This is a genomic window from Humibacter ginsengiterrae (genome assembly GCF_054780115.1).
This window is the reverse complement of sequence record NZ_BAAGWY010000008.1, coordinates 149,071-170,115: the sequence shown is the minus strand read 5'-3', so window position 1 is coordinate 170,115 and position 21,045 is coordinate 149,071. Positions and strand designations below refer to the sequence as shown.

Sequence of the window (21,045 nt, the reverse complement as noted above, 5' to 3'; positions counted from 1 at the left end):
TTATGCGCTTGCTCTCTTCGACGTACGACAACTTCACCAACGCCCTCGCCGGCACCCGAACGGCGCTGGGTCTCCGCCGCCACCGCGGAGCCCACGCCGCGGGCACAGCTCCCCGCCGAGCCGCCCGCCACCACATCACGCTCGCCGTCGCCGGCGTCTCGTTCGGGCTCATCGCGAGCCTCACCACCGCCCTGCCCGGATACGCGGCGCACGCCGAAAGTGTGCACCGTGCAGCGTCTGCGGTCTCGGTCGCGTCCGTCGCGTCCGTCGCGCACACGAGCGAGCACCCCACGAAGGCGGAGGCGCAGCGGGCGGCGCTGCACGCGGCCATCCTCAATGCCGCCTCGCATGGGAACGTGCAGCACCTCGCCGTCGCAGCGGATGTCGCGCAGCCGGCCGTCGTGCAGGACACGTTCGCGACCGTTGATGTCGCCGGCAACCTGGAGAAGCAGTACGGCATCGACCGGAGCATGGCCCTGCAACTCATCGGCACCGGCAACCCGAACGCCCGCGCTGCGATCGTCTCGACCGCGATGACCTACCTCGGCACGCCGTACGTGCTCGGCGGCGCATCGCACAGTGGCATCGACTGCTCGGGTCTCACGATGGTCGCCTACGCAGCAGCGGGCATCGGCCTCGCGCACTACGTACCCACGCAGGACGCCGCGGGTACGCAGATCTCCGCGTCCGACGCGCGCCCCGGCGACCTCGTCGTGTTCGACAGCGAAGAGCACGTCGGCATCTACATGGGCAACGGCATGGTGCTGCACGCGCCGACAGAGGGCCGCGACGTGGAGCTCGACCCGCTGTCGCAGTGGGCGAGTATCCCGTACCACTTCACCCGTCTCGTCTGAGCCTTGATCTGAGCTGAATCCGGTCGGAGGCGCTAACCGACGAACCTCCGAGTCTTCTCAGTGGTGCTCGTTTATCGATCCGTTATGGTGGAACGCGTGGCCGGCTCGCCGGTCCGCATTTTGGGGGACAAGGTTGTTGAGACCTCCGTACCCTGTGTGCGGAAATGCACAGTGCGGAATCGGGAGCAGGCTGGGAGCGAATGGGTCGGAGAGCAGCAGCGGTCGATCACGGCCGCTGGTCGGCAGACGACGCGTCACTACGCGATACCGCTGACGACTCCGAAGACCTCTCAGCGTTCGTCGCGCAGCTGGTATCCGATGATCCGATTCCGGATGCCCGCACCCCGCAGACAGTGCCCGCGCCGGAACCGGAACCGGCAGCGGTAGAGCACGTTGCTTCCGCGCCGTCGGAGCCGGATGTCTTCGTCCCGCCCGTGCCCGTTGAGCTCGCGATCCCGGCGCGACTGATCGAGCCCGAACCCGTTGCCTCGGCGACTCCGGCTCAGCCCCGGCCCGCGACCCCGGAGTTCTCCGAGCCCCCGCGCTCCCGTCGAGAAGCGCGCGAGCGGCTGCGCGCCGCCCAGGCTGCCGGGCCGGAAGCGCCGGTCGCGCCGCCCGCGCCCGCCGCGCCCGCCCCGAAGGCTGCGGCGGCAGAAGCAGCGGCGCCGGGATCGTACCCGTCGCGCCGTGCCCTGCGTGAGGCACGAGCCGCACAGCCGGTCGCCGAGACGCTGTACACACCAGCAGACGACGCGGAGCTCCCGAACACCCCACGCCAGGCGTCCGCTGCGCAGGGGATCGCCTTCGGCGGCGGAGACTTCCGTCGCCACCACAACGCGGGTGCTCACGAGCCCGGTGGACACGCGCATCGCCGGTTGCAGGCATCCCGCAAGCCGGCGCTCATCGCGGGAAGCGCCGTGCTCGCGCTCATCCCGGGGTTGATGTTCGCGGCGCCCGCCAACGCGGCCGAGTCGATCAGCCCGCAGCAGCTGCAGGCCACCATCGCCAGCAACTCGAAGCTGATCGCGCAGAAGCTGCAGGTGTCGCCCGCGGTCGCGGACGGGTCCCTGCAGAAGGAGAACTACGTCGCCGGCGCCATCGCCGGAATCGTCGCCGCCGAGTCCGGCCCGAACGGCCCGGAGGTCGCCGTCGCCCTTGCGCAGGCGCTGCAGTACGGCGGCGAGCGGGAGAAGATCGTCGAGACGGCGCTCACCTACCTGGGCGATCCGTACGCGCTCGGCGGAGCATCCCACGACGGCATCGACTGCTCAGGGCTCACCATGGTGGCCTACGCCACCGTCGGCGTCTCGCTGGTGCACTACGTCCCGTCGCAGGACGCCGTCGCCACCCCCATCTCCGAAGCGGCCGCCCAGCCAGGCGATCTCGTCTTCTTCAACGACGACGAGCACGTCGCGCTCTACCTCGGCGGCGGCATGATCATCGAGGCGCCGGATTACGGCATCCCGGTGCGCATCGTCTCGCTCTCCACCTGGAGCGGCATCGGCTACCACTTCGGCAGAGTCCTCGCCTCCTGACGACCCCTCACTGCCCCAGCGGCAGCACGATCTCGACCGTGAGACCCTCGCGCGGCCTCGAGGCCAAGCGGATGCTGCCGTGCGCCGCATCGACCAGCGCGGCGACGATCGCGAGCCCCAGCCCGCTGCCGGTCGTGGTATTGCGCGCTGAGTCGACGCGAGTGAACCGGTCGAGCGCGATCGGCACGAAGTCCGGCGGCATGCCCGGCCCGTCGTCGACGATCGAGAGGCAGACGGACGCCTCATCGTGCGTCAGCCGCGCCGTCACGGTGCCGGCGTCTTCCGTGCCGGCGTCCGCGTCGTCGTCGTCGCCGTGCCCTGCGTCGCCGGCGTGCTCGGCGTGCTCGGCGTGCTCGGTGGCGAGCGCCTTGATCGAGTTGCCGATGAGGTTGTCGACGACGCGGCCGAACTCCTGGTTGGAGAGTGCAACGGTGCCGACGGCGGGCGCGTCCGCCACGACCTCGAAGTCGATCACGCAGTCGACGCCCTGCATGGCCGCCGCCTGCCGGCTGCGATCGATCGCGGCCGCCAGCTCGTCTTCGAGGTCGAACCAGTTGGTCTCGCCGCGCTGCCCGTGAGCGTCGATGCGCGAGAGCTCGAGCAGGTTCGTGGCGAGGTTCGAGAGCCGCAGCACGGTCTGGTGGGACTGACGGATGTCTGCGAGCAGGGCATCCGCGTCGCCCGCGTCGAGCTCGGCGAGCTCGAGTTCGCCGCGCAGCACCGCCAGCGGTGTGCGGAGCTCGTGGCTGGCATCCGACACGAGCTGCTTCTCCCGGTCGGCGGATGCCCGCAACCCCTCGATGAGACCGTTGAGCGTGACGGCGAGCGCGGCGAGCTCGTCGCGCACCGGCGGAACCTCGAGCAGCTCGCGCGCGCTGACCTCGCGCTCCTGAGTCGTGCCGGCCGATTGCCGCCGGGCGAGCTCGTCGGCCTGCCTGCGCATCGCGTTCACCGGACGCAACGCCGCACGCGCCAGGATGAACGACGCGACGGTGAAGCAGGCCACCAGCGCGGCCGCGCCCACGATGAGCGCCGCGCTCAGCCTGCCGAGCACGAGCTCGTTCGCGTCCTCACTGCGTGCGGTGACGATGTGCCAGACGCCGTCAGTGCGCAGCACCGGCGCCGTGCGCACAATGTAGTCGCGTACCGACGTGCTCACGCGAGAGATGGTCTCCTCGCCCGTCAGCGGCGCGTGCCCGAACGGCCGCAGCGACTTGGGAAGGCTCGACATCTTCACCTGCCCGGACGGCGAGACGATCGCCACGTACTGTCCCTCGCCGGGAATCGTCTCGATGTCTCGCGGATTCTTCGCCACCTGCTGGGCGAACGGCTCAGCGTCGTGCTCCAGCAGCGTGACGGTGGCGTTGTCGAGAATGACGCTCACGCCTGCCCTGATGCCGATCACCGCGACCACACCGATCAGCACCGCGACCACGAAGCTGCCCACCGCGATGCGGGCCGTGATCGAGAGGCGACCGGCGAAGACGCGGATCCAGTTCACCGCTTCGGCTCGGCCGGCTCACCGTGCTCTGGTGCAGGGTCCTGCTCCGCGGGCGCGCTCCGCTGGCCATTCGCTCCCTGGCCGGCCGCGACGCCGTGTCCCGAGTTGTTCCCCGGCGCCGGGCTCGCGGAGGTCTCGACCGCCTCGAGCCGGTAGCCAAGCCCACGGACCGTGGTGATGCGGATGCCCGTCTCCGCGGCATCCAACTTGCGGCGCACGTACGACACGTACTGGTCGAGCACGTTCTGGTCGATGTGCTCGTGACCTCCCCAGATGTCGTCCAGGATGTCGTTGCGCGTCACCATCTCGCCCGCGTGCATCGCCAGCAGCCGCACGAGCGAGAACTCACGCGGGCTGAACGCCACCTGCTTTCCGGCGACGGATGCCTTGTGCTCCAGCGAGTCGATGGTGAGGTTGCCCACGCGCAGGGTGGGCTTGGTCGAGGCATCCCGCCGCAGCAGCGCGCGCAACCGAGCCGCGAGCTCGGCGAACGCGAACGGCTTGGTGAGGTAGTCGTCGGCGCCGGAGTCGAGACCGAAGACGCGGTCCTCGACGGCATCCCGAGCGGTGAGCAGAAGGATGGGCATGGTGCGGCCGGACTCCCGCACCCTGCGGCACAGCTCGAAACCGCTCATGCCGGGCAGCATCACGTCGACCGCGAGCGCGTCGACCGCGTTGTCGCGCAGGGTGATGAGCGCGTCAACGCCGTTGTCGACGGAGAGCACGTCGTAGCCCTCCGCGATCAGGCCGCGTCGCAGCAGCCTCGCCATATCGGGGTCGTCCTCCACGACGAGGAGGCGCGCAGTCGATTCGTCCACCCGATCATGCTCACAGAATCCGCTGTGCGCGTCGAGAGCAATCGCTATGTGCGTGCTCAGATGACCCGCGCACCGACGCGTCGGTCGACGCTGGGACCCGCGCCCGCATCATTCGATCTCGCGGTGCACCAGGCGCGAGAGCACGATCGCGCTGCGCGTGTGGTCGACGCTTGGGGCCACCCGCACCCGTTCGAGCGCTGCCTCCAGACTCGGGATGTCGCGGGACCGGATGCGCAGGATCGCGTCAGCGCTCCCCGACACCGTGCACGCCTCCGCGACTTCAGGGACCGCGGAGAGGATGCGCTGCAGCTCGCTCGGCGAGACCGTCCCGCGGCAGAACAGCTCGACGTACGCCTCGGTGCTCATGCCGTCGATGGTGGGATCGACGTTGATCGTGAATCCGCGGATGACGCCGTCGACGACCAGTCGGTCGATCCGGCGCTTGACCGCTGATGCGGACAGCCCGACACGCGAGCCGATGTCGCCGTACGAAGCGCGCGAGTTCTCCCGCAGCAGGTCGATGATGTTTCGATCGAGGTTGTCCACGCCGCAATTCTATGCGGATCTGTTGCGTCTCAGCCAGGATTTGCGCACGGATCATGCAGTCGATGGGACACACCCGCAATATCCCGGTGCGAGACTGGAAAGCATGACGGCCATCGACTCCACCGACGCACGCCTTCGAAGCGGATCGCAGGAACGGGCATCCGGAACCGCGACGCGACCGGAGGCGCCGACGCACCTGGTGCCGTCCCACCGTACCTACCTGATGTGCCGTCCGGAGCATTTCACGGTGAGCTACCGCATCAACCCGTGGATGCATCCGCAGGAGCCGACCGACACGCAGAACGCGCTCGACCAATGGACGACGCTCTACGAGACCTTCATCCGCCTCGGCCACGAGGTGCACCTGATCGACCCGATCCCCGGCCTTCCCGACATGGTCTACACGGCCAACGGCGGATTCATCATCGACGGCATCGCGTACGGGGCGTTGTTCACATATCCGCAGAGGGCGCCTGAGGGACCGGCGTTCATGGACTGGTTCGGGCAGCACGGATTCCGCGTCGTGGAGCCGAAGCAGGTTAACGAGGGCGAGGGCGACATCCTGCTGGTGGGCACGCGCATCCTCGCGGGCACCGGCTTCCGCAGCAGCGTCGAGAGCCACCGCGAGCTGCACGAGGTGTTCGGCCGCGAGGTCGTCACGCTGAACCTCGTCGACCCGCGTTTCTATCACCTCGACACGGCGATCTCGGTACTCGACCCGCTGAAGGACGACGAGAACGCCAACATCGCCTACGTGCCGGCCGCGTTCGATGAGCCGAGCCGCCGCAAGCTCGAGCAGCTCTACCCCGACGCGATCATCGTGAGCGAGGAAGATGCGGGCATCCTCGGTCTCAACTCCATCTCGGACGGCTACAACGTGGTGATCGCCCAGCGCGCGGTCGGCTTCGAGAAGCAGCTGCGCGAGCGCGGCTACAACCCGATCGGCGTCGACCTGTCCGAGCTTCTCCGAGGAGGAGGTGGCGTGAAGTGCTGCACCCTGGAACTTCGTCGGTAGGCGCCGCCGAAGCCCTGCGCCTCGAAGACCAGCACGCCGCGCACAACTACGCGCCGCTTCCGGTGGTGATCGCCTCCGGCAATGGGGCCTGGGTGACGGATGTCGACGGCAACCGCTACCTGGACTGCCTCGCCGCGTACTCCGCCGTGAACTTCGGCCACTCCAACCCGCGGCTCGTCGCGGCCGCGAAGGAGCAGCTCGACCGCATTACGCTGACCAGCCGCGCCTTCCATCACGACCTGCTCGGGCCGTTCGTTACCGAACTCGCCGCGCTCGCCGGCAAAGACCTCGTGCTGCCGATGAACACCGGAGCCGAGGCGGTCGAGACCGGCATCAAGGTCGCACGAGCCTGGGGCTACCGCGTGAAGGGCGTCGTTCCGGATGCGGCGAACATCGTCGTCTTCCACGGCAACTTCCACGGGCGCACGACCACCATCGTGGGATTCAGCGACGATCCGGATGCCCGCAACGGCTTCGGTCCGTTCACTCCGGGTTTCCGATCGGTGCCGTACGGCGACGCTGCGGCGGTCGCTGCCGCGATCGACGCGAACACGGTCGCCGTGCTCGTCGAGCCGATCCAGGGCGAGGCGGGCGTCATCGTGCCGCCCGACGACTTCCTGCCCGAGCTGCGACGAATCTGCACTGATAACCGCGTATTGCTGATCTCGGATGAGGTGCAGTCCGGACTGGGACGCGTCGGCGAGACGTTCGCGAGCTCGCTGTGGGGCGTCGTGCCCGACGTCTACCTGCTGGGCAAAGCGCTCGGCGGCGGCATCATGCCGCTGTCCGCCGTCGTCGCCGACCGAGACGTGCTTGGCGTCCTCCGCCCCGGCGAGCACGGCTCGACATTCGGCGGCAACCCGCTGGCCTGCGCGATCGGACTCGAGGTGATCCGGATGCTCGCCACCGGCGACCCGCAGCGCCGCGCCCGGGAGCTGGGGGAGCGCATGCGGAACCGACTCGACGCCCTCGTCGGGCACGGCGTCACCGCGGTGCGCGGCGCAGGGCTCTGGGCCGGCGTCGACGTCGATCCTGCGATCGGCACCGGACGCGAGCTGGCCGAGCGGATGCTGCGCCGCGGCATCCTCGTCAAGGACACGCACGGTGCGACGATCCGCTTCGCCCCGCCGATCGTCGTCGAGCCGGCCGACCTGGACTGGGCAATGGACGAGTTCGAGGCGGCGCTGCGCGAGTAGTCAGAACTCCGCGACGCGCACGCCCAGCCACTCGCCGAGGTCCGCGATCTCGGCACGCACCATCTCGTCCTCCTCGGGCTCGAACGGGATCAGCTCGTGCACCGCGTTCACCCGCAGCACCTCGTGCTCGCGGTCGACCTCGGCGTCGAGCATGCCCATGAAGACGTCGCCGATCAGGATCGGGTGTGCGAAGAATCCGTACTTGCGCTGCGACTTCGGCTTGAACTGCTCGAGCACGTAGTCGAAGTCGAAGATATCGCGCAGCCGTGGGCGGTCGAAGAGCATCCCGTCGTACGGGCTGAGAAACGCGACCCGGCCGTCGGCGTCGTCGTTCAGCGTCGCCAGTGCCTCGGGGTCCACCCGCCACTTGCTCCGCAGCCCGTCGATCGTGGCCGGCTCGCCTGCCTCACCGACGGGAGTCCACGGCGACTTCTGCTTGGCGATGCCGGCGGCCTGCAGGCGGCGTACGTCGAGCATCCGCGCCGCCTCCTCGACGTCGTATTCGGGCAGATTCTGCGGATAGACACGTTCGGCGAGATCCCAGATGCGGTGCCGCCCCTGCCTGCCGACGATCGCGACCTCGCCCTGCCGCGCGAGGAAGTCGAGCATGTGCGGCACCTGGTTCGGGCCGTACCACCCGCTGTCGGTGTCCCGCGTGACGGCGGCGGTGTCGGGGATGTCGCCGGCCAGGAGAGGACCCTCGGCGCGCAGCCGGGCGAGCACATCCGCTCGGAACTTCGCGTTCGCCTCGAGCCACTGCCTGCTGCTCTCGCGGCGCGGCCACGTGCGCATCGAAGGCAGCATCGCAGGCAGAAGGCTGATCGGCCGGAAGCTCCCGTCGAACTCGAACAGCACTCGGTCCATCTCGACGGCCTTCGTGAGCTGGGCGGACTCGTACGACCAGCCGATCCGCGACCACAGGATGGTGTGCTGTGCCGGCGCGATCGTCGCGGTCGGATCGATCTTGATCGCCCCGAGCTGCTCGGCCACCTCCACGACGTCGCCGGGCCGCTGAGCATCGAGCAGCTGCGCACGCACCGCGATGCGGCGCGCCTCGTCGCGCGTGAGGTGGTGGACCACGCGATCGACCGTACTCCCGGCATCCGACACCGAATTCACCCGGAGCGGCCCGACCGCCGAGAGCGCGCAGAATGGATGCCATGGCCAACGACGTCGATGCCCTGATCTCCCAGCTCACCCTCGAAGAGAAGGCAGCGCTCGTCACCGGCGACGGGTTCTGGCATACCCGGGCGATCGAGCGGCTGGGCATTCCGTCGATCACGCTCAGCGACGGTCCGCACGGCGTGCGGCGGCAACCGCCGGAGCAGGAGAACGGCATCGGCGGCAGCTACCCGGCCACGTGCTTCCCGCCCGCGGTCGGGCTGGGATCGACGTGGGACGTCGAACTCATCGAGCGGGTCGGCGAGGCGCTCGGCGAGGAGTCGAACGCGCTCGACGTGCAGGTGCTGCTCGGTCCCGGCATCAACATCAAGCGGTCGCCGCTGTGCGGGCGCAACTTCGAGTACTTCTCGGAGGATCCGCTGATCGCGGGTTCGCTGGGTGCGGCGCTGATCCGCGGCATCCAGTCCAAGGGGGTCGGAACATCCCTCAAGCACTACGCGGCGAACAGCCAGGAGACCGATCGCTTCCGCGTGAGCGCAGACATGGACGAGCGCACCGCGCGCGAAATCTACCTCGCCGGGTTCGAACGCGCCGTGAAGGATGCCTCACCCGCCACGGTCATGGCCGCCTACAACAAGCTCAACGGCGTGTACGCCACCGAGGACCGCTGGCTGCTCACCGAGGTGCTCCGGAACGAGTGGGGATTCGACGGCGTGGTCGTCTCCGACTGGGGCGCGGTGAACGATCGGGACGCCTCCGTGGCGGCCGGTCTCGACCTCGAGATGCCGGAGTCGGAGGCGGGTCCCGCGGCGATCGTGGCAGCGGTGCGCGGCGGATCGCTGGACGAGGCATCCCTCGACACCGCCGTCCGCAACGTGCTGAAGCTCGTGTTCGACCACGCGCAGCTGAAGGCGGATGCCGGCAGCACCCTCGCCGTGCCCGACGGCCTGGTCGAAGCGCACCACGCGCTCGCACGGGAGGCGGCTTCGCGCGCGGTCGTGCTGCTGAAGAACGACGGAGGCATCCTGCCGCTCTCTTCCGACGCCTCGATCGCGGTGATCGGCGAGTTCGCGCGCAACCCGAGGTACCAGGGCGCAGGCAGCTCGCAGATCGAGCCGACGCGTCTCGACGACGCGCTCACCGAGATCCGTCGCATCGGGGGCTCCGACGTGCCGTTCGCGCCCGGTTTCACGCTCGACGGGAGCGGGGATGCCGGTGAGCTGGTGCGCGAAGCGGTCGCGGTGGCATCGTCCGCCGAGGTCGCCGTCGTGTTCCTCGGACTGCCTTCGGTCGCCGAGTCGGAAGGCTACGACCGGAAGAACATCGACCTCCCGGCCGATCAGGTCGCCTTGCTCGCCGCAGTGGCGCAGGCCAACCCGAACGTCGTGGTCGTGCTCTCGAACGGCTCGGCGGTGCGCGTCTCGAACTGGCAGGGCGGCGCTCGTGCCGTGCTCGAGGGGTGGCTGCTCGGGCAGGCGGGCGGCGGCGCGATCGCAGACATCCTGTTCGGCGTCGCGAATCCCTCTGGTCGGCTCACCGAGACGATTCCGGAGAAGCTCGAAGACAACTCGGCGTTCCTCGACTTCCCCGGCCGCGACGGGCACCTCGGCTACGGCGACGGCGTCTTCGTCGGCTACCGCTGGTACGACGCACGTGAGCTGCCTGTCAGCTACCCGTTCGGGCACGGCCTCTCCTACACCTCGTTCGAGTACTCCGGGCTCTCCATGAGCGTCGAAGGAGCGGATGCCGGCCTCGCCGTGCACGTCTCCGTCACCGTGACCAACACCGGTTCGGTTGCCGGGCGCGAGGTCGTGCAGTTGTACGTGTCGGCCCCGAGCGAGCAGGTGCGCCGGCCACTGAACGAGTTGCGGGGATTCCACGCGGTTCCGCTCGAGCCGGGCGAGAGCCGGGAGGTCTCGTACACGCTCGGGTATCGCGACTTCGCGTATTTCCACCCGGTGCTACGGCGTTGGTACGTCGAGAGCGGACCGGCGCAGATCCTGGTCGGTGCGAGCTCGCGCGACATCCGCGAGCAGGGCGGTGTCGAGCTGCGCGTGAACGAGCCGGTGGTGCCGCTCGACCGGCAGTCGTCCCTGGCGGAGTGGATGAAGCATCCCGGCGGACAGCAGGTGCTCGCCGGACTCATGCAGCAGGCTGCCGCGCAGAACCCCGCGGCAGCCGGCATGTTCCAGAACGAGGAGCTCATCGCGATGATGGGCTCGATGCCGCTGCGTCGCATCGGCCGTTTTCCGGGTATCGGTCTGACCGACGACACGATCGACGCGCTGATCGCGCAGGCGAATTCGGCCGGCTGACCAAGTTCGGGGTGCCCACACGGCCGATCGGGTGATGGTGCGGCGCCGCGGTCCGGCCGGGGCGCCGAACACAGGGGCATAGCCTGAGGGCATGAGTGCGGACGCGGGGGCGCCGACCGACACGACGCGAAACGAACACGGGAAGACCTTTTTCGGGCAGCCGAGATCGCTCGCCAACATCTTCGGGGTGGAGATGTGGGAGCGGTTCTCGTTCTACGGGATGCAGGGAATCCTGCTGCTCTACCTCTACTTCTCCGTCGCCGACGGCGGCCTCGCCATGCCCAAGCCGGTCGCCGCCGGCATCGTCGGCGCATACGGCGGAGCGGTGTACCTCTCGACGATCATCGGCGCGTGGGTCGCGGACCGACTGCTCGGCTCGGAGCGCGTGCTGTTCTACAGCGCGATCGTCATCATGTGCGGCCACCTCTCGCTCGCGATCCTGCCCGGGTACGTCGGACTCGGGGTGGGCCTCATCCTCATCGCGGTGGGCTCCGGCGGGTTGAAGGCGAACGCGACGACCGTGGTCGGAACGCTGTACGGCGAGCACGATCCGCGACGGGATGCCGGTTTCTCGATCTTCTATCTGGGCATCAACCTGGGTGCGTTCTTCGGTCCGTTGCTCACCGGGTTGCTGCAGTCGACGATCGGCTTCCACTACGGGTTCGGGCTCGCCGCCCTCGGAATGGCGATCGGACTCGTGCAGTACTCGTTCGGACGCAAGCGGCTACCGGACGAAGCACGCAAGGTCTCCAATCCGCTGCCCCGGTCGAAGTTCGTGCTCTGGGTCTGCATCGCCATCGCCGGCGTCATCGTCATCGTTCTGCTCACGCTGGTGGGCGTCATCCAGGCCACCAACCTGTCGATCGTCGTCATCGTGGTCACGCTCGCCGCGGCCATCGGCTACTTCGTGGTCATCCTTTCGAGCAGGTTGACGGATGTCGAGCGTCACCGCGTCTACGCGTTCATCCCGCTCTTCATCGCCAGCGCCGCATTCTGGTCGCTGTACCAGCAGCAGTTCACGGTGCTCACCTTCTACTCCGACAATCGCCTGAACCGCGACCTCTTCGGCTGGACGTTCCCGATCTCGTGGGTGCAGTCCATCAACCCGATCTTCATCATCATCTTGAGCGGTGTCTTCGCGGCGATCTGGACGAGGCTCGGGGAGCGCCAGCCGTCCACGCCGCTGAAGTTCGCGGGCGGCACGGTCGTGATGGGCGTCGCGTTCCTGCTCTTCCTGCCTTTCGCCGGAGGCGGCAAGAACAGCACACCGCTCCTGGCGATGGTGGGCATCCTCTTCGTGTTCACCGTCGCGGAGCTGCTGCTCTCGCCGGTTGGACTGTCCGTGTCGACGAAGCTCGCCCCGGCACGGTTCCATGCTCAGATGGTGGCGCTGTTCTTCCTCTCCGTGGCGCTCGGCACGGCGCTCAGCGGACAGCTCGCCGAGCTCTACTCGCCGAAGACGGAGGGCGTCTACTTCGGCTTGCTCGGAGCCATCGCGATCGCCATCGGCGTGGTGCTCGGGCTGATCTCGCCATGGCTGAGACGGCTGATGCGCGGCGTGCGCTGAGAGATCAGCCGCCGAGAACGCCGAGCTGCACCAGGAACCAGATCGAGACGGCGGTGCCCGCGGCAAGGGCCGAACCACCGGTGATGATCCCGGTCAGCGCGGATGCTCGCGGCCGGCCGCCGAGATAGCCGACGATGCCGAGCCCGATCGCGACGAATGCCGGAATCCACGCGGCGAGGCTGAGGCCGGGGACAACCGCGAACACGGCGGCGACGATTCCGACGATCATCGCAATCAGGCCGAACTTCGCCCGGGGGTTCACCGCCGGCTGCGGCGGTGCGCCCATGCTCAATGCCCAGCGGATGCTCGCAGCGTCGGCAGCGTCTGCGTGCGGCGCGTCGGGGATCGGCGCGGTCGCGGCGATCGGCGCTTGCGCTGCGTGGGGCGATGAATAGGGGGCCGCGTACTGCGCGTCCGAGTACACGGGCGGGGTCGCCGGGGGAGCGTAGGCAGGCGGGCCTTGCTGCGGCGCGGATGGCGGCGCATATGAGAGTTCAGTGCCGACCGGCCGCATGATCGTGGAGGCCTCGACGTCGGATGCCACCGGCATCCCCTGCTGGGGAGCGACACGGTGGGCTGCTCGCGAGATGCCGGTCCACTCCGCGCCTGACCAGTAGAGCTCCTCCGCGTCGTTCCACGGATTCGGGTACCAACCCGCCGGAATCTCTGCAGCCATGCGACGAATGATAACCGCGCGCGGCGATGGAGCCGATGGGGACCGGTCACCGGGCGAGGCGCATCCACCGATGGGGGCAGGGTACGTTCGAGTCCATGAGAATCTCGGTGACCGGATGCGGCTACCTGGGTGCCGTGCATGCGGCGGCGATGGCCCAACTTGGCCACGACGTTGTGGGCATCGACATCGACGAGGCGAAGATCGCGGGCCTCTCCGTCGGGCAGCCGCCGTTCTTCGAGCCGGACCTGTCCGATCTGCTGACGGAGTCGATCGCCTCGGGTCGGCTGCGGTTCACGACCGACACGAGCGCGGCATCCGAAGCGACGGTGCACTTCGTCGCGGTCGGCACGCCTCAGGCGCGGGAGGGCAATGCTGCCGACATGCGGTACGTCGACGCCGCCGTGGATGCGCTGCTCCCGTACCTGGCGCCCGCGCACGTGGTCGTCGGCAAGAGCACGGTACCGGTCGGCACCTCGGCGCGGCTCGCCGAGCGCATCCGGCCGACGGGCGCGCGGCTGCTGTGGAACCCCGAGTTCCTCCGCGAGGGCTACGCCGTGCGCGACACCGTGGAGCCCGACCGGCTGGTGTACGGCGTGGAGGCGGGAGACGAGACATCCGTCGCGGTGCTCGACGAGGTGTACGCGCACGCGCTCGAGCGCGGAACGCCGCGCATGGTCACCGACTTCGCGACGGCCGAACTTGTGAAGGTCGCCGCGAACGCCTACCTTGCCACGAAGATCTCGTTCATCAACGCCATGTCCGAGATCGCCGAGGCGACCGGAGCGGATGTGACGCAGCTGGCTGACGCCCTCGGCTACGACAACCGCATCGGCCGCAAGTTCTTGAACGCGGGCGTCGGGTTCGGCGGCGGATGCCTGCCCAAAGACATCCGCGCGTTCTCGGCTCGTGCAGACGAGCTGGGACGCAGCGAGTCGCTGGCGTTCCTCAAGGAGGTCGACGCGATCAATCTCCGCAGGCGCCAGCGCGTGGTCGACCTCGCAACAGGCGAGCTGGGCGGATCGGTCGTCGGACGCAAGGTCGCGGTGCTCGGCGTCACGTTCAAGCCGCACTCGGACGACGTGCGTGACTCCCCGGCGCTCGACGTCGCCGTGGCGCTCAAGGGGCTGGGTGCGAACGTGGTCGCGACCGACCCGAGGGGGGTGGCGAACGCGCGCGCGAGGCATCCGCAGCTCGACTACGCGGAAGACACGACGGACGCCCTGCTGGACGCCGACCTCGTCATCCTCGTCACGGAGTGGCCCGAGTACACCGGGCTCGACCCGGTCGCCACGCGTGACCTCGTGGCGCAGCCGATCGTGATCGACGGCCGCAACGCGCTCGACCGCGACGTGTGGATCGCCGCCGGTTGGCGCTACCGCGGCATGGGTCGTAGCTGACGGGCGGGCGCAGCCCAATATCCTGGTGGGATGTTCACCGATCTCCCCGAGCACGAACTCCGCACGTACGCCAGCGAACAGCGTGAGCCCGACGACTTCGACGCATTCTGGACCGAGACCCTCGACGACGCCCGCTCCTTTCCGCTCGGCGTCGAGCTGACACGAGTCGACACCGGGCTCACCTCGATCGACCTCTACGACGTGACATTCAACGGATTCCACGGGCAGCCGATCAAGGCATGGCTGCGTGTGCCGGCTGGAGCAGCAGCACCGCTGCCAACGATCGTGCAGTACCAGGGCTACGGCGGCGGGCGCGGGCACGCACTGGAGAACCTGCTGTGGGCATCCGCCGGATTCGCCCACTTCTTCATGGACACCCGCGGTCAGGGATCCAGCTGGGGTCTCGGTGACACGTTCGACCCGGACGGCAGCGGTCCGTCGGTTCCCGGCGTGATGACGCGCGGCATCGAGAGCCCGTACACGTACTATTACCGTCGCCTGTTCACGGATGCCGTGCGTGCCGTCGAGGCGGCCCGCTCGCTGCAGATCGTCGATTCCGACCGGGTCGTCGTCGCGGGTACCAGCCAGGGCGGCGGCATCACGCTCGCGGTCGCCGGGCTCGTGCCCGATGTGGCGGCCGCGTTCCCGCGCGTGCCGTTCCTGTGCGACTTTCCGCGGGCATCCGTGATCACCGACAACATGCCGTACAAGGAGATCGGCCACTACCTCGCGGTGCACCGCGACCGGGTCGCCGCGGTGCACTCCGTGCTCGGCTACTTCGACGGCGTCAACTTCGCGAAGCGCGCTAAGGCTCCCGCCTGGTTCTCGACCGCGCTGATGGATGCCACCTGCCCGCCCTCGACCGTGTTCGGGGCGTTCAACGCCTACACCGGGGCATCCAAGGAGATCGTCGTCTGGCCGTACAACGGCCACGAGGGCGGCCAGCTGGAAGACGAGCAGCGCATGCTCGCCACGCTTCGCACGTTGTTCTGATCGGTGACTCAGGTCGCCGGATGCGCCGGCCCCGCATGCAGCGGAGCCTCTAGCAGCACGGTTCCTGTGTCGAGGGCACGTAACTCGATGCGCTCGATGTTCCGCACCGGGATCGCGGTCGAGTCGGTCGTGCGCACGACGTCGCCGGGACCGGCGGACCACGTAGCGACCCGGTCGGTCGTGCCATCGCGCGCGACGACCCAGAGCCCGTAGTCCCAGCGCGACGTTCCACCGGGGTAGGGAGCCCAGCTCGAGTCCGCCTTCCACGCGCAGACCATGCCGATAGAGGTGCCCCACTTCTTCGAGGTGAGCGTCACCCGAGCCGTCAGAGGGCTGGAGGATGCGCTCCCCACCTGATGCAGGCTCGTCGCGACGGATGCAGCAGGCGGCGCGCTCACCACGGTGGGCACGACGAGCGCGATCGCGGCTGCAACAGCGGCGGCGGCGACGATCGCACCCGCCAGCGACCAGCGCCGCACCCGCCTGCGGTGCCGCACGCGGTGCAGGAGCGCCGGCACGAGGTCGGGCGGGGCGAGGTCCGGTGCCGGGGCCGCTCCATCGGCATCCGTCGACGGCGCCGGCAGCAGGGCAAGGGCTTCGTCGCGCGGAAGTGCACCGAGCAGCCCGGGCACTCCGGCAAGCTCGCGAAGAGCCGACGAGCAGACCTGGCAGCTTGCGAGGTGCTCTTCGTACGCACGTCGATCCACGGGGGAGAGCGCACCGAGCAGGTAGGCGGCATCCCACTCCGCGAAGCGTTCGTGGTCGTGGTGAGGCTCGCGGTCCGGCGTCTCGTGGTCGTTCATCGGGTCACCCCCTTCTCCTGCAGGGCCAGCCGCAGCGCACGGAGCCCGTAGTGCATGCGCGACTTCACGGTTCCTTCCGGAATGCTCAGCTCTCGCGCGATCTCCGCCGTGGAGCGCCCGCCGTAGTAGGCGTGCACGATGACGGCGCGATGCTCCTGAGACAACGACGTGAGCGCGTCCGCGATCAGCCATGCGTCGAGCCGGGCGTCCGTGTCGTCGGGTGCCGGGGCATCCGGGAGCACGTCAGTCGTCACCTCGTGCGTGTGCCGCGCGCTGCGCACGCCGTCGATCACCAGGTTGCGCGCCACAGTGAACAGCCAGGCCCGAGCGGATGCCTCGCTCTGGTCAAGCACGCTCGGCTTGCGCCAGGCGCGCAGCAGCGTCTCCTGCACGATGTCGTCAGCCTGTGCGGTGTCGCCGGTGAGCGAGACCACGTACCTCCAGAGCGCGGGCGCGTGCTCGTCGTGCAGAGCACGAAGCAGTGCCGCGTCATCCGCGCTCATGTCGCCTCCGTGTACATTCTCCGCCGCGCGTGCGCCGGCGCGAGGCGGGTCACAGGAGACACGAGGTGCGACCACGTTCGGTTCAACGCTCCGGCGCCAAGCTCATCCATCGGAGCGTGAACTACGTTGCACGGCTATGGACTCGTACACGTTCCTGGGCCTGCCGCTGCACATCCTGCTGGTGCACGTGGTCGTGGTGCTGACACCGCTGACCGCGCTCGCCGTTCTGCTGCACGCGCTGTGGCCGGCTGCTGCCCGCCGGCTCGGGGTCGTCACGCCGCTCGCCGCCCTCGTGGTGCTCGTGCTCACGCCGGTCACGGTGAACGCCGGTGAGGCGCTCGAGGCCGCCACGGGCGTCACGCCGGCCATCCAGAAGCACGCCGACCTCGGCAATACCCTGCTCGGGTGGGTCATCCCGCTGTTCGTCGTCGCGCTCATCGAGTGGCTGTGGACAAGGTTCGGCGAACGGATGCTCGAGGGACGGATGACGGGCACGGCTCTCGTGGGCATCCGCATTCTGATCGGCATCGCCGCCGTCGTCGTCGCGGTCGGATCGGTGATCGACATCGTGCTCATCGGCGACGCCGGGGCCCGTGCCGTCTGGGGGCCGCTCCTGCAGAGCCGAAAGTCCTGAGGGCACTCACAGGGGTCAAAGATGCTGCTTGACCCTCACACGGTGTCAGGCGGCAGAACGGTGGTATCCGCTCCTCGACCGAAGGACCACCGATGACCGACTACGCCACCCACACGAACGCCGCCTACGTGACTCACAGCGTCTGTTCCGACCCCGGCCCGCTGCGTGACTGGCTGGCGGATGCCCCGCGTACCGTCGCCGGCATCCGTCGCCTCGCCAGCACGCTGATCTTCCACTACCGGGCGTCGGGCGATCCAACGGAACTGGGCTTCGAGCCGGAACGCCTCGACGAGATCGACCTGCGCTACGCGGACGCCATCCTCGGTCGTGCACGTGAGCTGCTGCCCGGATCCATCACCGACCAGCGCGGCGACTTCGAGCGTGTGCTCGGATGCTGCCGTGACTTCACGCTCCTCTTCGTTGCGCTCGCGCGGGAGGCCCGAATCCCGAGCCGGATGCGCATCGGGTTCGGCGGCTATCTGATGCGGGGCTGGTGGCTAGACCACGTGATCGCAGAGGTGTGGGATTCCGCAGCCGGGCGCTGGGCGCTCGTCGAACCGCAGCTGCCGGAGGGCTTCCCCGACCAGGAGACAGGGTCGCCGCTGGACCTGCTCGACGTTCCACGCGACCGTTTCCTCGTGGGAGCGGATGCCTGGCACGCCGCCCGCACCGGCGCCATCGATCCGAAGCGATTCGTCGTCGATCCGTCGAACCCGATCGTCTTCCTGCGATCGTTGCCCTACCTCGCGCACAACCTCGTGATGGATCTCTCTGCGGTGAACGGGCGCGAGCCGCTGCTCTGGGACGCCTGGAGCTTTCTCGAGCGTTTCACCGATCCGAACCTCGGCACGGCCGAATTGTCTCGGGACGAGATCGCCGCGCTCGACGACCTCGCGGCGGCGCTCGCCGCAGCGACCGACCCGGGAACGGATCCCGAGACGTCGGCGGTCGAGGCCGCCGCGGTGGCGAACGCGAGCGGATTCGGCATACCCGCCATCGTGCTGACGCTCTCGCCCTACGGACGACCGCCGCGCCGTACGGCGCTGCGTCCTGACCGGCTCGCGGCTTAGGGTTCGGCACCCGCCGCCCACGGCTACCGCGGCTTGGACGCTACTTCTTCGTGCCTGCCGCCGCCTTCGATGCAGACGTCGGGCGGGACCGCGATGACGTGGCGCGTGGACGCACGGGTGCGGCTTCGGCGGCCAGCGCAGCGTCACGGTGCACCGGCATGAGCCGGGTCAGCTGCGTGACGTGCGACGGGTTCAGCTCCTCGAGACTCGAGACACCGAGCAGGCGCATGGTGCGCACGAGCTGCGTGCGGAGGATGTCGATGGTCTTGTCGACTCCCTCGCGTCCGCCGGCCATCAGTCCGTACAGATACGCGCGGCCGATCAGCGTGAACTTCGCGCCGAGCGCGACGGATGCCACGATATCGGCACCGTTCATGATTCCGGTGTCGACCATGACCGTGGCATCCTTGCCGACCTCGCGCACGACATCCGGCAGCAGCCAGAACGGTACAGGCGCCCGGTCGAGCTGGCGCCCGCCGTGGTTGGAGAGCACGATCCCGTCGACGCCGAGGTCGATCAGGCGCTTCGAGTCCTCGACGTTCTGCACACCCTTGATCACGATCTTCCCCGGCCATATGCCGCGGATCGTGGCGAGATCGTCGTAGCTGATCGTCGGATCCATCGCGGCGTCGAGGAGATCACCGACCGTGCCGCCCGTGGACGAGAGCGACGCGAACTCCAGAGGCGGCGTCGTGAGGAAGTCGATCCACCACCACGGGCGCGGAATCGCGTTCACGATCGTGCGCAGCGTCAGGGCCGGTGGAATGGAGAACCCGTTGCGCTTGTCGCGCAGCCGGGCCCCGGCGATCGGCGTGTCGACGGTGAACATGAGCGTGTCGAAGCCGGCGGCCGCTGCTCGACGTGCCAGCCCGTAGGAGATTTCGCGGTCGCGCATCACGTACAGCTGGAACCAGTTGCGTCCGGTTCGGTTCGCCGCCTTGACGTCCTCGATCGAGGTGGTTCCCAGCGTCGAGAGCGTGAATGGGATGCCCGCAGCGCCGGCGGCCGATGCTCCCGCGATCTCCCCCTCGGTCTGCATCAGGCGCGTGAATCCGGTGGGGGCGATGCCGAACGGCAAAGCGGACGGGCCACCGAGAATCTGGCAGGTGGTGTCGACATCCACCGCCGGGCGCAGGATGCCCGGGTGGAACTCCACATCCTCGAACGCCTGCCGTGCCCTCGACAGGCTGATCTCGCCCTCGGCGGAGCCGTCGGTGTAGTCGAACGCCGCCTTCGGCGTGCGCCGTTGCGCGATGCGGCGCAGATCCTGAATCGTCAGCGCCGAGTCGAGCCGCCGCTTCTTCGCGTTCAGTTGCGGTTTCTTGAACTGCATGAGGGCGGCGAGTTCGCGCACCTGCGGCAGCTGTCGTTGCACCATGTGTGTCTCCTTCGATCTCGTGGCGGGACGTCTACGTCATCGGGACGTCAAGAAATGCGGCGAGCGTCATCGCGTCTTCGCACTTTCCGACTTCTCGACGGGAACCCTGTCGTGGGTGATGCGGGACTCGGCGTAATGTTCGCGACTACGCCGCTCAACTGGCGCAATCGGCTCGGCAGAACGAGCGGGCTCGTTCTGCTCTCGCCTCAATTGCCAGTAGCCGGCGACGTGGGCGTGCACGCGGCGCGCGGCATCCGTCGCGTCCCCGTCGCGGATCGCCTGCACGATGCCCCGGTGCTCCGCACGCAGCCTCGCCGACGTCGCCCACCACGAGGGCAGGTTGGGCACGGCCTGCAGCACGTAGCCCTCGATGGAGTCGCGGAGCCCCGCCATGGTGGCGCTCAGCACCGTGTTACCGGATGCCTCGGCCAGGGCCACGTGGAATCTCGCGTCGAGTGCGAGGAACTCCGCGGGCTCGAGGTCGGGCACATCCATGGCGTCCAGGAGAGCGGATGCCCGTGTCAGGTTCACCGCAGGGGGTTGATCCTCTTCTTCCGCGGGTTGATCCTGTCGGAACCAGGCACTCGCCCGTGCCTGCGCCCGCGCGAGATGCGCGGCGATCGCCGGCTCGATAACGAGCCGCGCCTCGACCACGTCAGCCACCGGGAATCCCTGTGCTGCGACGTGCAGGCGCATGACGGCGCTCATGCCGCCGTCCGGCGAGGCGACGATGATCGCGCCGGCGTTCGGTCCGCTTCCGGTCGCCGTGCGCACGAGCCCGAGCACCTCGAGCACCCGGATCGCCTCGCGCACCGACGAGCGCGCGACGCCGACATCCGCGGCGAGCTGCCGCTCCGGGGGAAGGTGATCGCCTGGCCGCAACTCGCCGCTGAGGAGCCTGGACTCGATGTGCTCGAGGGCGAGCCTCCACGCACGAGAGGCTGGCGGCGCGGCTTCCGCCGTGGCGGCATCCGGCTCGCGCAACTCCGCCATGGGCGCCTCCTGTGGTCTGACCACAGAAGCGTAGCACTGTGGTCCGACCACACAATCCCGTGCATGACGGCACGTGACGTCGCGGAATGCAACCACGCGACCCGCGTTGCATCGTAGAGAACCATTGCC

At 68.8% G+C, this 21,045-nt stretch carries 19 protein-coding genes; 10 read left to right on the top strand and 9 right to left on the bottom strand.

All coding sequences use genetic code 11. The features are described from left to right. Positions 1–8 precede the first annotated feature (8 nt). Both ACYVII_RS11725 and ACYVII_RS11720 read left to right on the top strand, forming a co-directional pair. Positions 9–854: a C40 family peptidase gene (locus ACYVII_RS11725; RefSeq protein ID WP_460535157.1), complete on the top strand. Its 846-nt coding sequence runs from the start codon at positions 9–11 to the stop codon at positions 852–854. A 200-nt stretch (positions 855–1,054) separates the two neighbouring features. Continuing rightward, positions 1,055–2,389, top strand: coding sequence for a C40 family peptidase (locus ACYVII_RS11720; protein WP_460535155.1), 1,335 nt, complete (start codon positions 1,055–1,057; stop codon positions 2,387–2,389). A gap of 7 nt (positions 2,390–2,396) precedes the next feature. Here the strand turns inward: ACYVII_RS11720 and ACYVII_RS11715 are convergent, their stop codons facing one another. The 3 genes from ACYVII_RS11715 to ACYVII_RS11705 all read right to left on the bottom strand — a co-directional run bounded on the left by ACYVII_RS11715 (position 2,397) and on the right by ACYVII_RS11705 (position 5,254). Then, positions 2,397–3,890, bottom strand: a complete 1,494-nt coding sequence (locus tag ACYVII_RS11715) for a sensor histidine kinase (RefSeq protein WP_460535153.1) — start codon at positions 3,888–3,890, stop codon at positions 2,397–2,399. Beyond that, complete coding sequence (locus ACYVII_RS11710) at positions 3,887–4,708, bottom strand: response regulator transcription factor (RefSeq protein WP_460535151.1); 822 nt, start codon at positions 4,706–4,708, stop codon at positions 3,887–3,889. The genes ACYVII_RS11715 and ACYVII_RS11710 overlap by 4 nt, the downstream gene beginning before the upstream one ends. A 108-nt stretch (positions 4,709–4,816) precedes the next feature. Beyond that, positions 4,817–5,254 carry an Lrp/AsnC family transcriptional regulator gene (locus tag ACYVII_RS11705; protein WP_440292784.1) on the bottom strand — a complete coding sequence of 146 codons (438 nt, stop codon included), beginning with the start codon at positions 5,252–5,254 and terminating at the stop codon, positions 4,817–4,819. Positions 5,255–5,477: 223 nt separating this feature from the next. Between ACYVII_RS11705 and ddaH the strand changes: the two genes are divergently transcribed. Both ddaH and rocD read left to right on the top strand, forming a co-directional pair. Continuing rightward, positions 5,478–6,269 carry a dimethylargininase gene (gene ddaH / locus ACYVII_RS11700; protein ID WP_460535172.1) on the top strand — a complete coding sequence of 264 codons (792 nt, stop codon included), beginning with the start codon at positions 5,478–5,480 and terminating at the stop codon, positions 6,267–6,269. Next, positions 6,242–7,465, top strand: a complete 1,224-nt coding sequence (gene rocD / locus ACYVII_RS11695) for an aspartate aminotransferase family protein (RefSeq protein WP_460535147.1) — start codon at positions 6,242–6,244, stop codon at positions 7,463–7,465. Before ddaH ends, rocD begins: the two co-directional genes overlap by 28 nt. Here rocD and ACYVII_RS11690 read toward each other — a convergent pair whose 3' ends face one another. Then, entirely contained in the window at positions 7,466–8,545 is a 1,080-nt protein-coding gene (locus ACYVII_RS11690) for a winged helix DNA-binding domain-containing protein (RefSeq protein WP_460535145.1), read from the bottom strand. 80 nt (positions 8,546–8,625) lie between these two features. Here ACYVII_RS11690 and ACYVII_RS11685 point away from each other — a divergent pair, with 80 nt between their 5' ends. Together ACYVII_RS11685 and ACYVII_RS11680 are read left to right on the top strand one after the other, a co-directional pair. After that, positions 8,626–10,902, top strand: a complete 2,277-nt coding sequence (locus tag ACYVII_RS11685) for a glycoside hydrolase family 3 C-terminal domain-containing protein (protein WP_460535143.1) — start codon at positions 8,626–8,628, stop codon at positions 10,900–10,902. 91 nt (positions 10,903–10,993) lie between these two features. Beyond that, positions 10,994–12,469, top strand: a complete 1,476-nt coding sequence (locus ACYVII_RS11680) for a peptide MFS transporter (RefSeq protein WP_460535141.1) — start codon at positions 10,994–10,996, stop codon at positions 12,467–12,469. 4 nt (positions 12,470–12,473) lie between these two features. Here the strand turns inward: ACYVII_RS11680 and ACYVII_RS11675 are convergent, their stop codons facing one another. Continuing rightward, entirely contained in the window at positions 12,474–13,145 is a 672-nt protein-coding gene (locus ACYVII_RS11675; protein ID WP_460535139.1) for a hypothetical protein, read from the bottom strand. Between the two features lie 95 nt (positions 13,146–13,240). On the opposite strand from ACYVII_RS11675, the gene ACYVII_RS11670 reads away from it, so the two are divergent. Together ACYVII_RS11670 and ACYVII_RS11665 are read left to right on the top strand one after the other, a co-directional pair. Next, a complete protein-coding gene (locus ACYVII_RS11670; protein WP_460535137.1) occupies positions 13,241–14,542 on the top strand; it encodes a UDP-glucose dehydrogenase family protein in 1,302 nt (433 codons plus the stop codon). Positions 14,543–14,572: 30 nt separating this feature from the next. Continuing rightward, positions 14,573–15,535, top strand: coding sequence for an acetylxylan esterase (locus ACYVII_RS11665; RefSeq protein ID WP_460535135.1), 963 nt, complete (start codon positions 14,573–14,575; stop codon positions 15,533–15,535). A gap of 8 nt (positions 15,536–15,543) precedes the next feature. Here the strand turns inward: ACYVII_RS11665 and ACYVII_RS11660 are convergent, their stop codons facing one another. Together ACYVII_RS11660 and ACYVII_RS11655 are read right to left on the bottom strand one after the other, a co-directional pair. Next, complete coding sequence (locus ACYVII_RS11660; RefSeq protein ID WP_460535133.1) at positions 15,544–16,338, bottom strand: anti-sigma factor family protein; 795 nt, start codon at positions 16,336–16,338, stop codon at positions 15,544–15,546. Beyond that, a complete protein-coding gene (locus tag ACYVII_RS11655; RefSeq protein WP_460535131.1) occupies positions 16,335–16,841 on the bottom strand; it encodes a sigma-70 family RNA polymerase sigma factor in 507 nt (168 codons plus the stop codon). The genes ACYVII_RS11660 and ACYVII_RS11655 overlap by 4 nt, the downstream gene beginning before the upstream one ends. A gap of 136 nt (positions 16,842–16,977) precedes the next feature. Between ACYVII_RS11655 and ACYVII_RS11650 the strand changes: the two genes are divergently transcribed. Continuing rightward, the gene (locus ACYVII_RS11650) at positions 16,978–17,475 is read left to right on the top strand and encodes a hypothetical protein (protein ID WP_460535129.1); all 498 of its coding nucleotides are present in this window, start codon (positions 16,978–16,980) and stop codon (positions 17,473–17,475) included. Between the two features lie 92 nt (positions 17,476–17,567). After that, positions 17,568–18,545: a transglutaminase-like domain-containing protein gene (locus ACYVII_RS11645; RefSeq protein ID WP_460535127.1), complete on the top strand. Its 978-nt coding sequence runs from the start codon at positions 17,568–17,570 to the stop codon at positions 18,543–18,545. Between the two features lie 40 nt (positions 18,546–18,585). On the opposite strand, the gene ACYVII_RS11640 is transcribed toward ACYVII_RS11645, so the two are convergent. Together ACYVII_RS11640 and ACYVII_RS11635 are read right to left on the bottom strand one after the other, a co-directional pair. Beyond that, positions 18,586–19,923, bottom strand: a complete 1,338-nt coding sequence (locus ACYVII_RS11640; protein ID WP_460535125.1) for an alpha-hydroxy acid oxidase — start codon at positions 19,921–19,923, stop codon at positions 18,586–18,588. 66 nt (positions 19,924–19,989) lie between these two features. Further along, a complete protein-coding gene (locus tag ACYVII_RS11635) occupies positions 19,990–20,916 on the bottom strand; it encodes a FadR/GntR family transcriptional regulator (protein WP_460535122.1) in 927 nt (308 codons plus the stop codon). Positions 20,917–21,045: the final 129 nt, after the last annotated feature.

Coding starts and splice junctions, on each gene's coding strand:
- ACYVII_RS11635 (WP_460535122.1), bottom strand. CDS start 20,916: ATGGCGGAGTTGCGCGAGCCGGATGCCGCCACGGCGGAAGCCGCGCCG.
- ACYVII_RS11655 (WP_460535131.1), bottom strand. CDS start 16,841: ATGAGCGCGGATGACGCGGCACTGCTTCGTGCTCTGCACGACGAGCAC.
- ACYVII_RS11665 (WP_460535135.1), top strand. CDS start 14,573: ATGTTCACCGATCTCCCCGAGCACGAACTCCGCACGTACGCCAGCGAA.
- ACYVII_RS11650 (WP_460535129.1), top strand. CDS start 16,978: ATGGACTCGTACACGTTCCTGGGCCTGCCGCTGCACATCCTGCTGGTG.
- ACYVII_RS11680 (WP_460535141.1), top strand. CDS start 10,994: ATGAGTGCGGACGCGGGGGCGCCGACCGACACGACGCGAAACGAACAC.
- ACYVII_RS11645 (WP_460535127.1), top strand. CDS start 17,568: ATGACCGACTACGCCACCCACACGAACGCCGCCTACGTGACTCACAGC.
- ACYVII_RS11670 (WP_460535137.1), top strand. CDS start 13,241: ATGAGAATCTCGGTGACCGGATGCGGCTACCTGGGTGCCGTGCATGCG.
- ACYVII_RS11640 (WP_460535125.1), bottom strand. CDS start 19,923: ATGGTGCAACGACAGCTGCCGCAGGTGCGCGAACTCGCCGCCCTCATG.
- ACYVII_RS11720 (WP_460535155.1), top strand. CDS start 1,055: ATGGGTCGGAGAGCAGCAGCGGTCGATCACGGCCGCTGGTCGGCAGAC.
- ACYVII_RS11675 (WP_460535139.1), bottom strand. CDS start 13,145: ATGGCTGCAGAGATTCCGGCGGGTTGGTACCCGAATCCGTGGAACGAC.
- ddaH (WP_460535172.1), top strand. CDS start 5,478: ATGTGCCGTCCGGAGCATTTCACGGTGAGCTACCGCATCAACCCGTGG.
- ACYVII_RS11685 (WP_460535143.1), top strand. CDS start 8,626: ATGGCCAACGACGTCGATGCCCTGATCTCCCAGCTCACCCTCGAAGAG.
- ACYVII_RS11660 (WP_460535133.1), bottom strand. CDS start 16,338: ATGAACGACCACGAGACGCCGGACCGCGAGCCTCACCACGACCACGAA.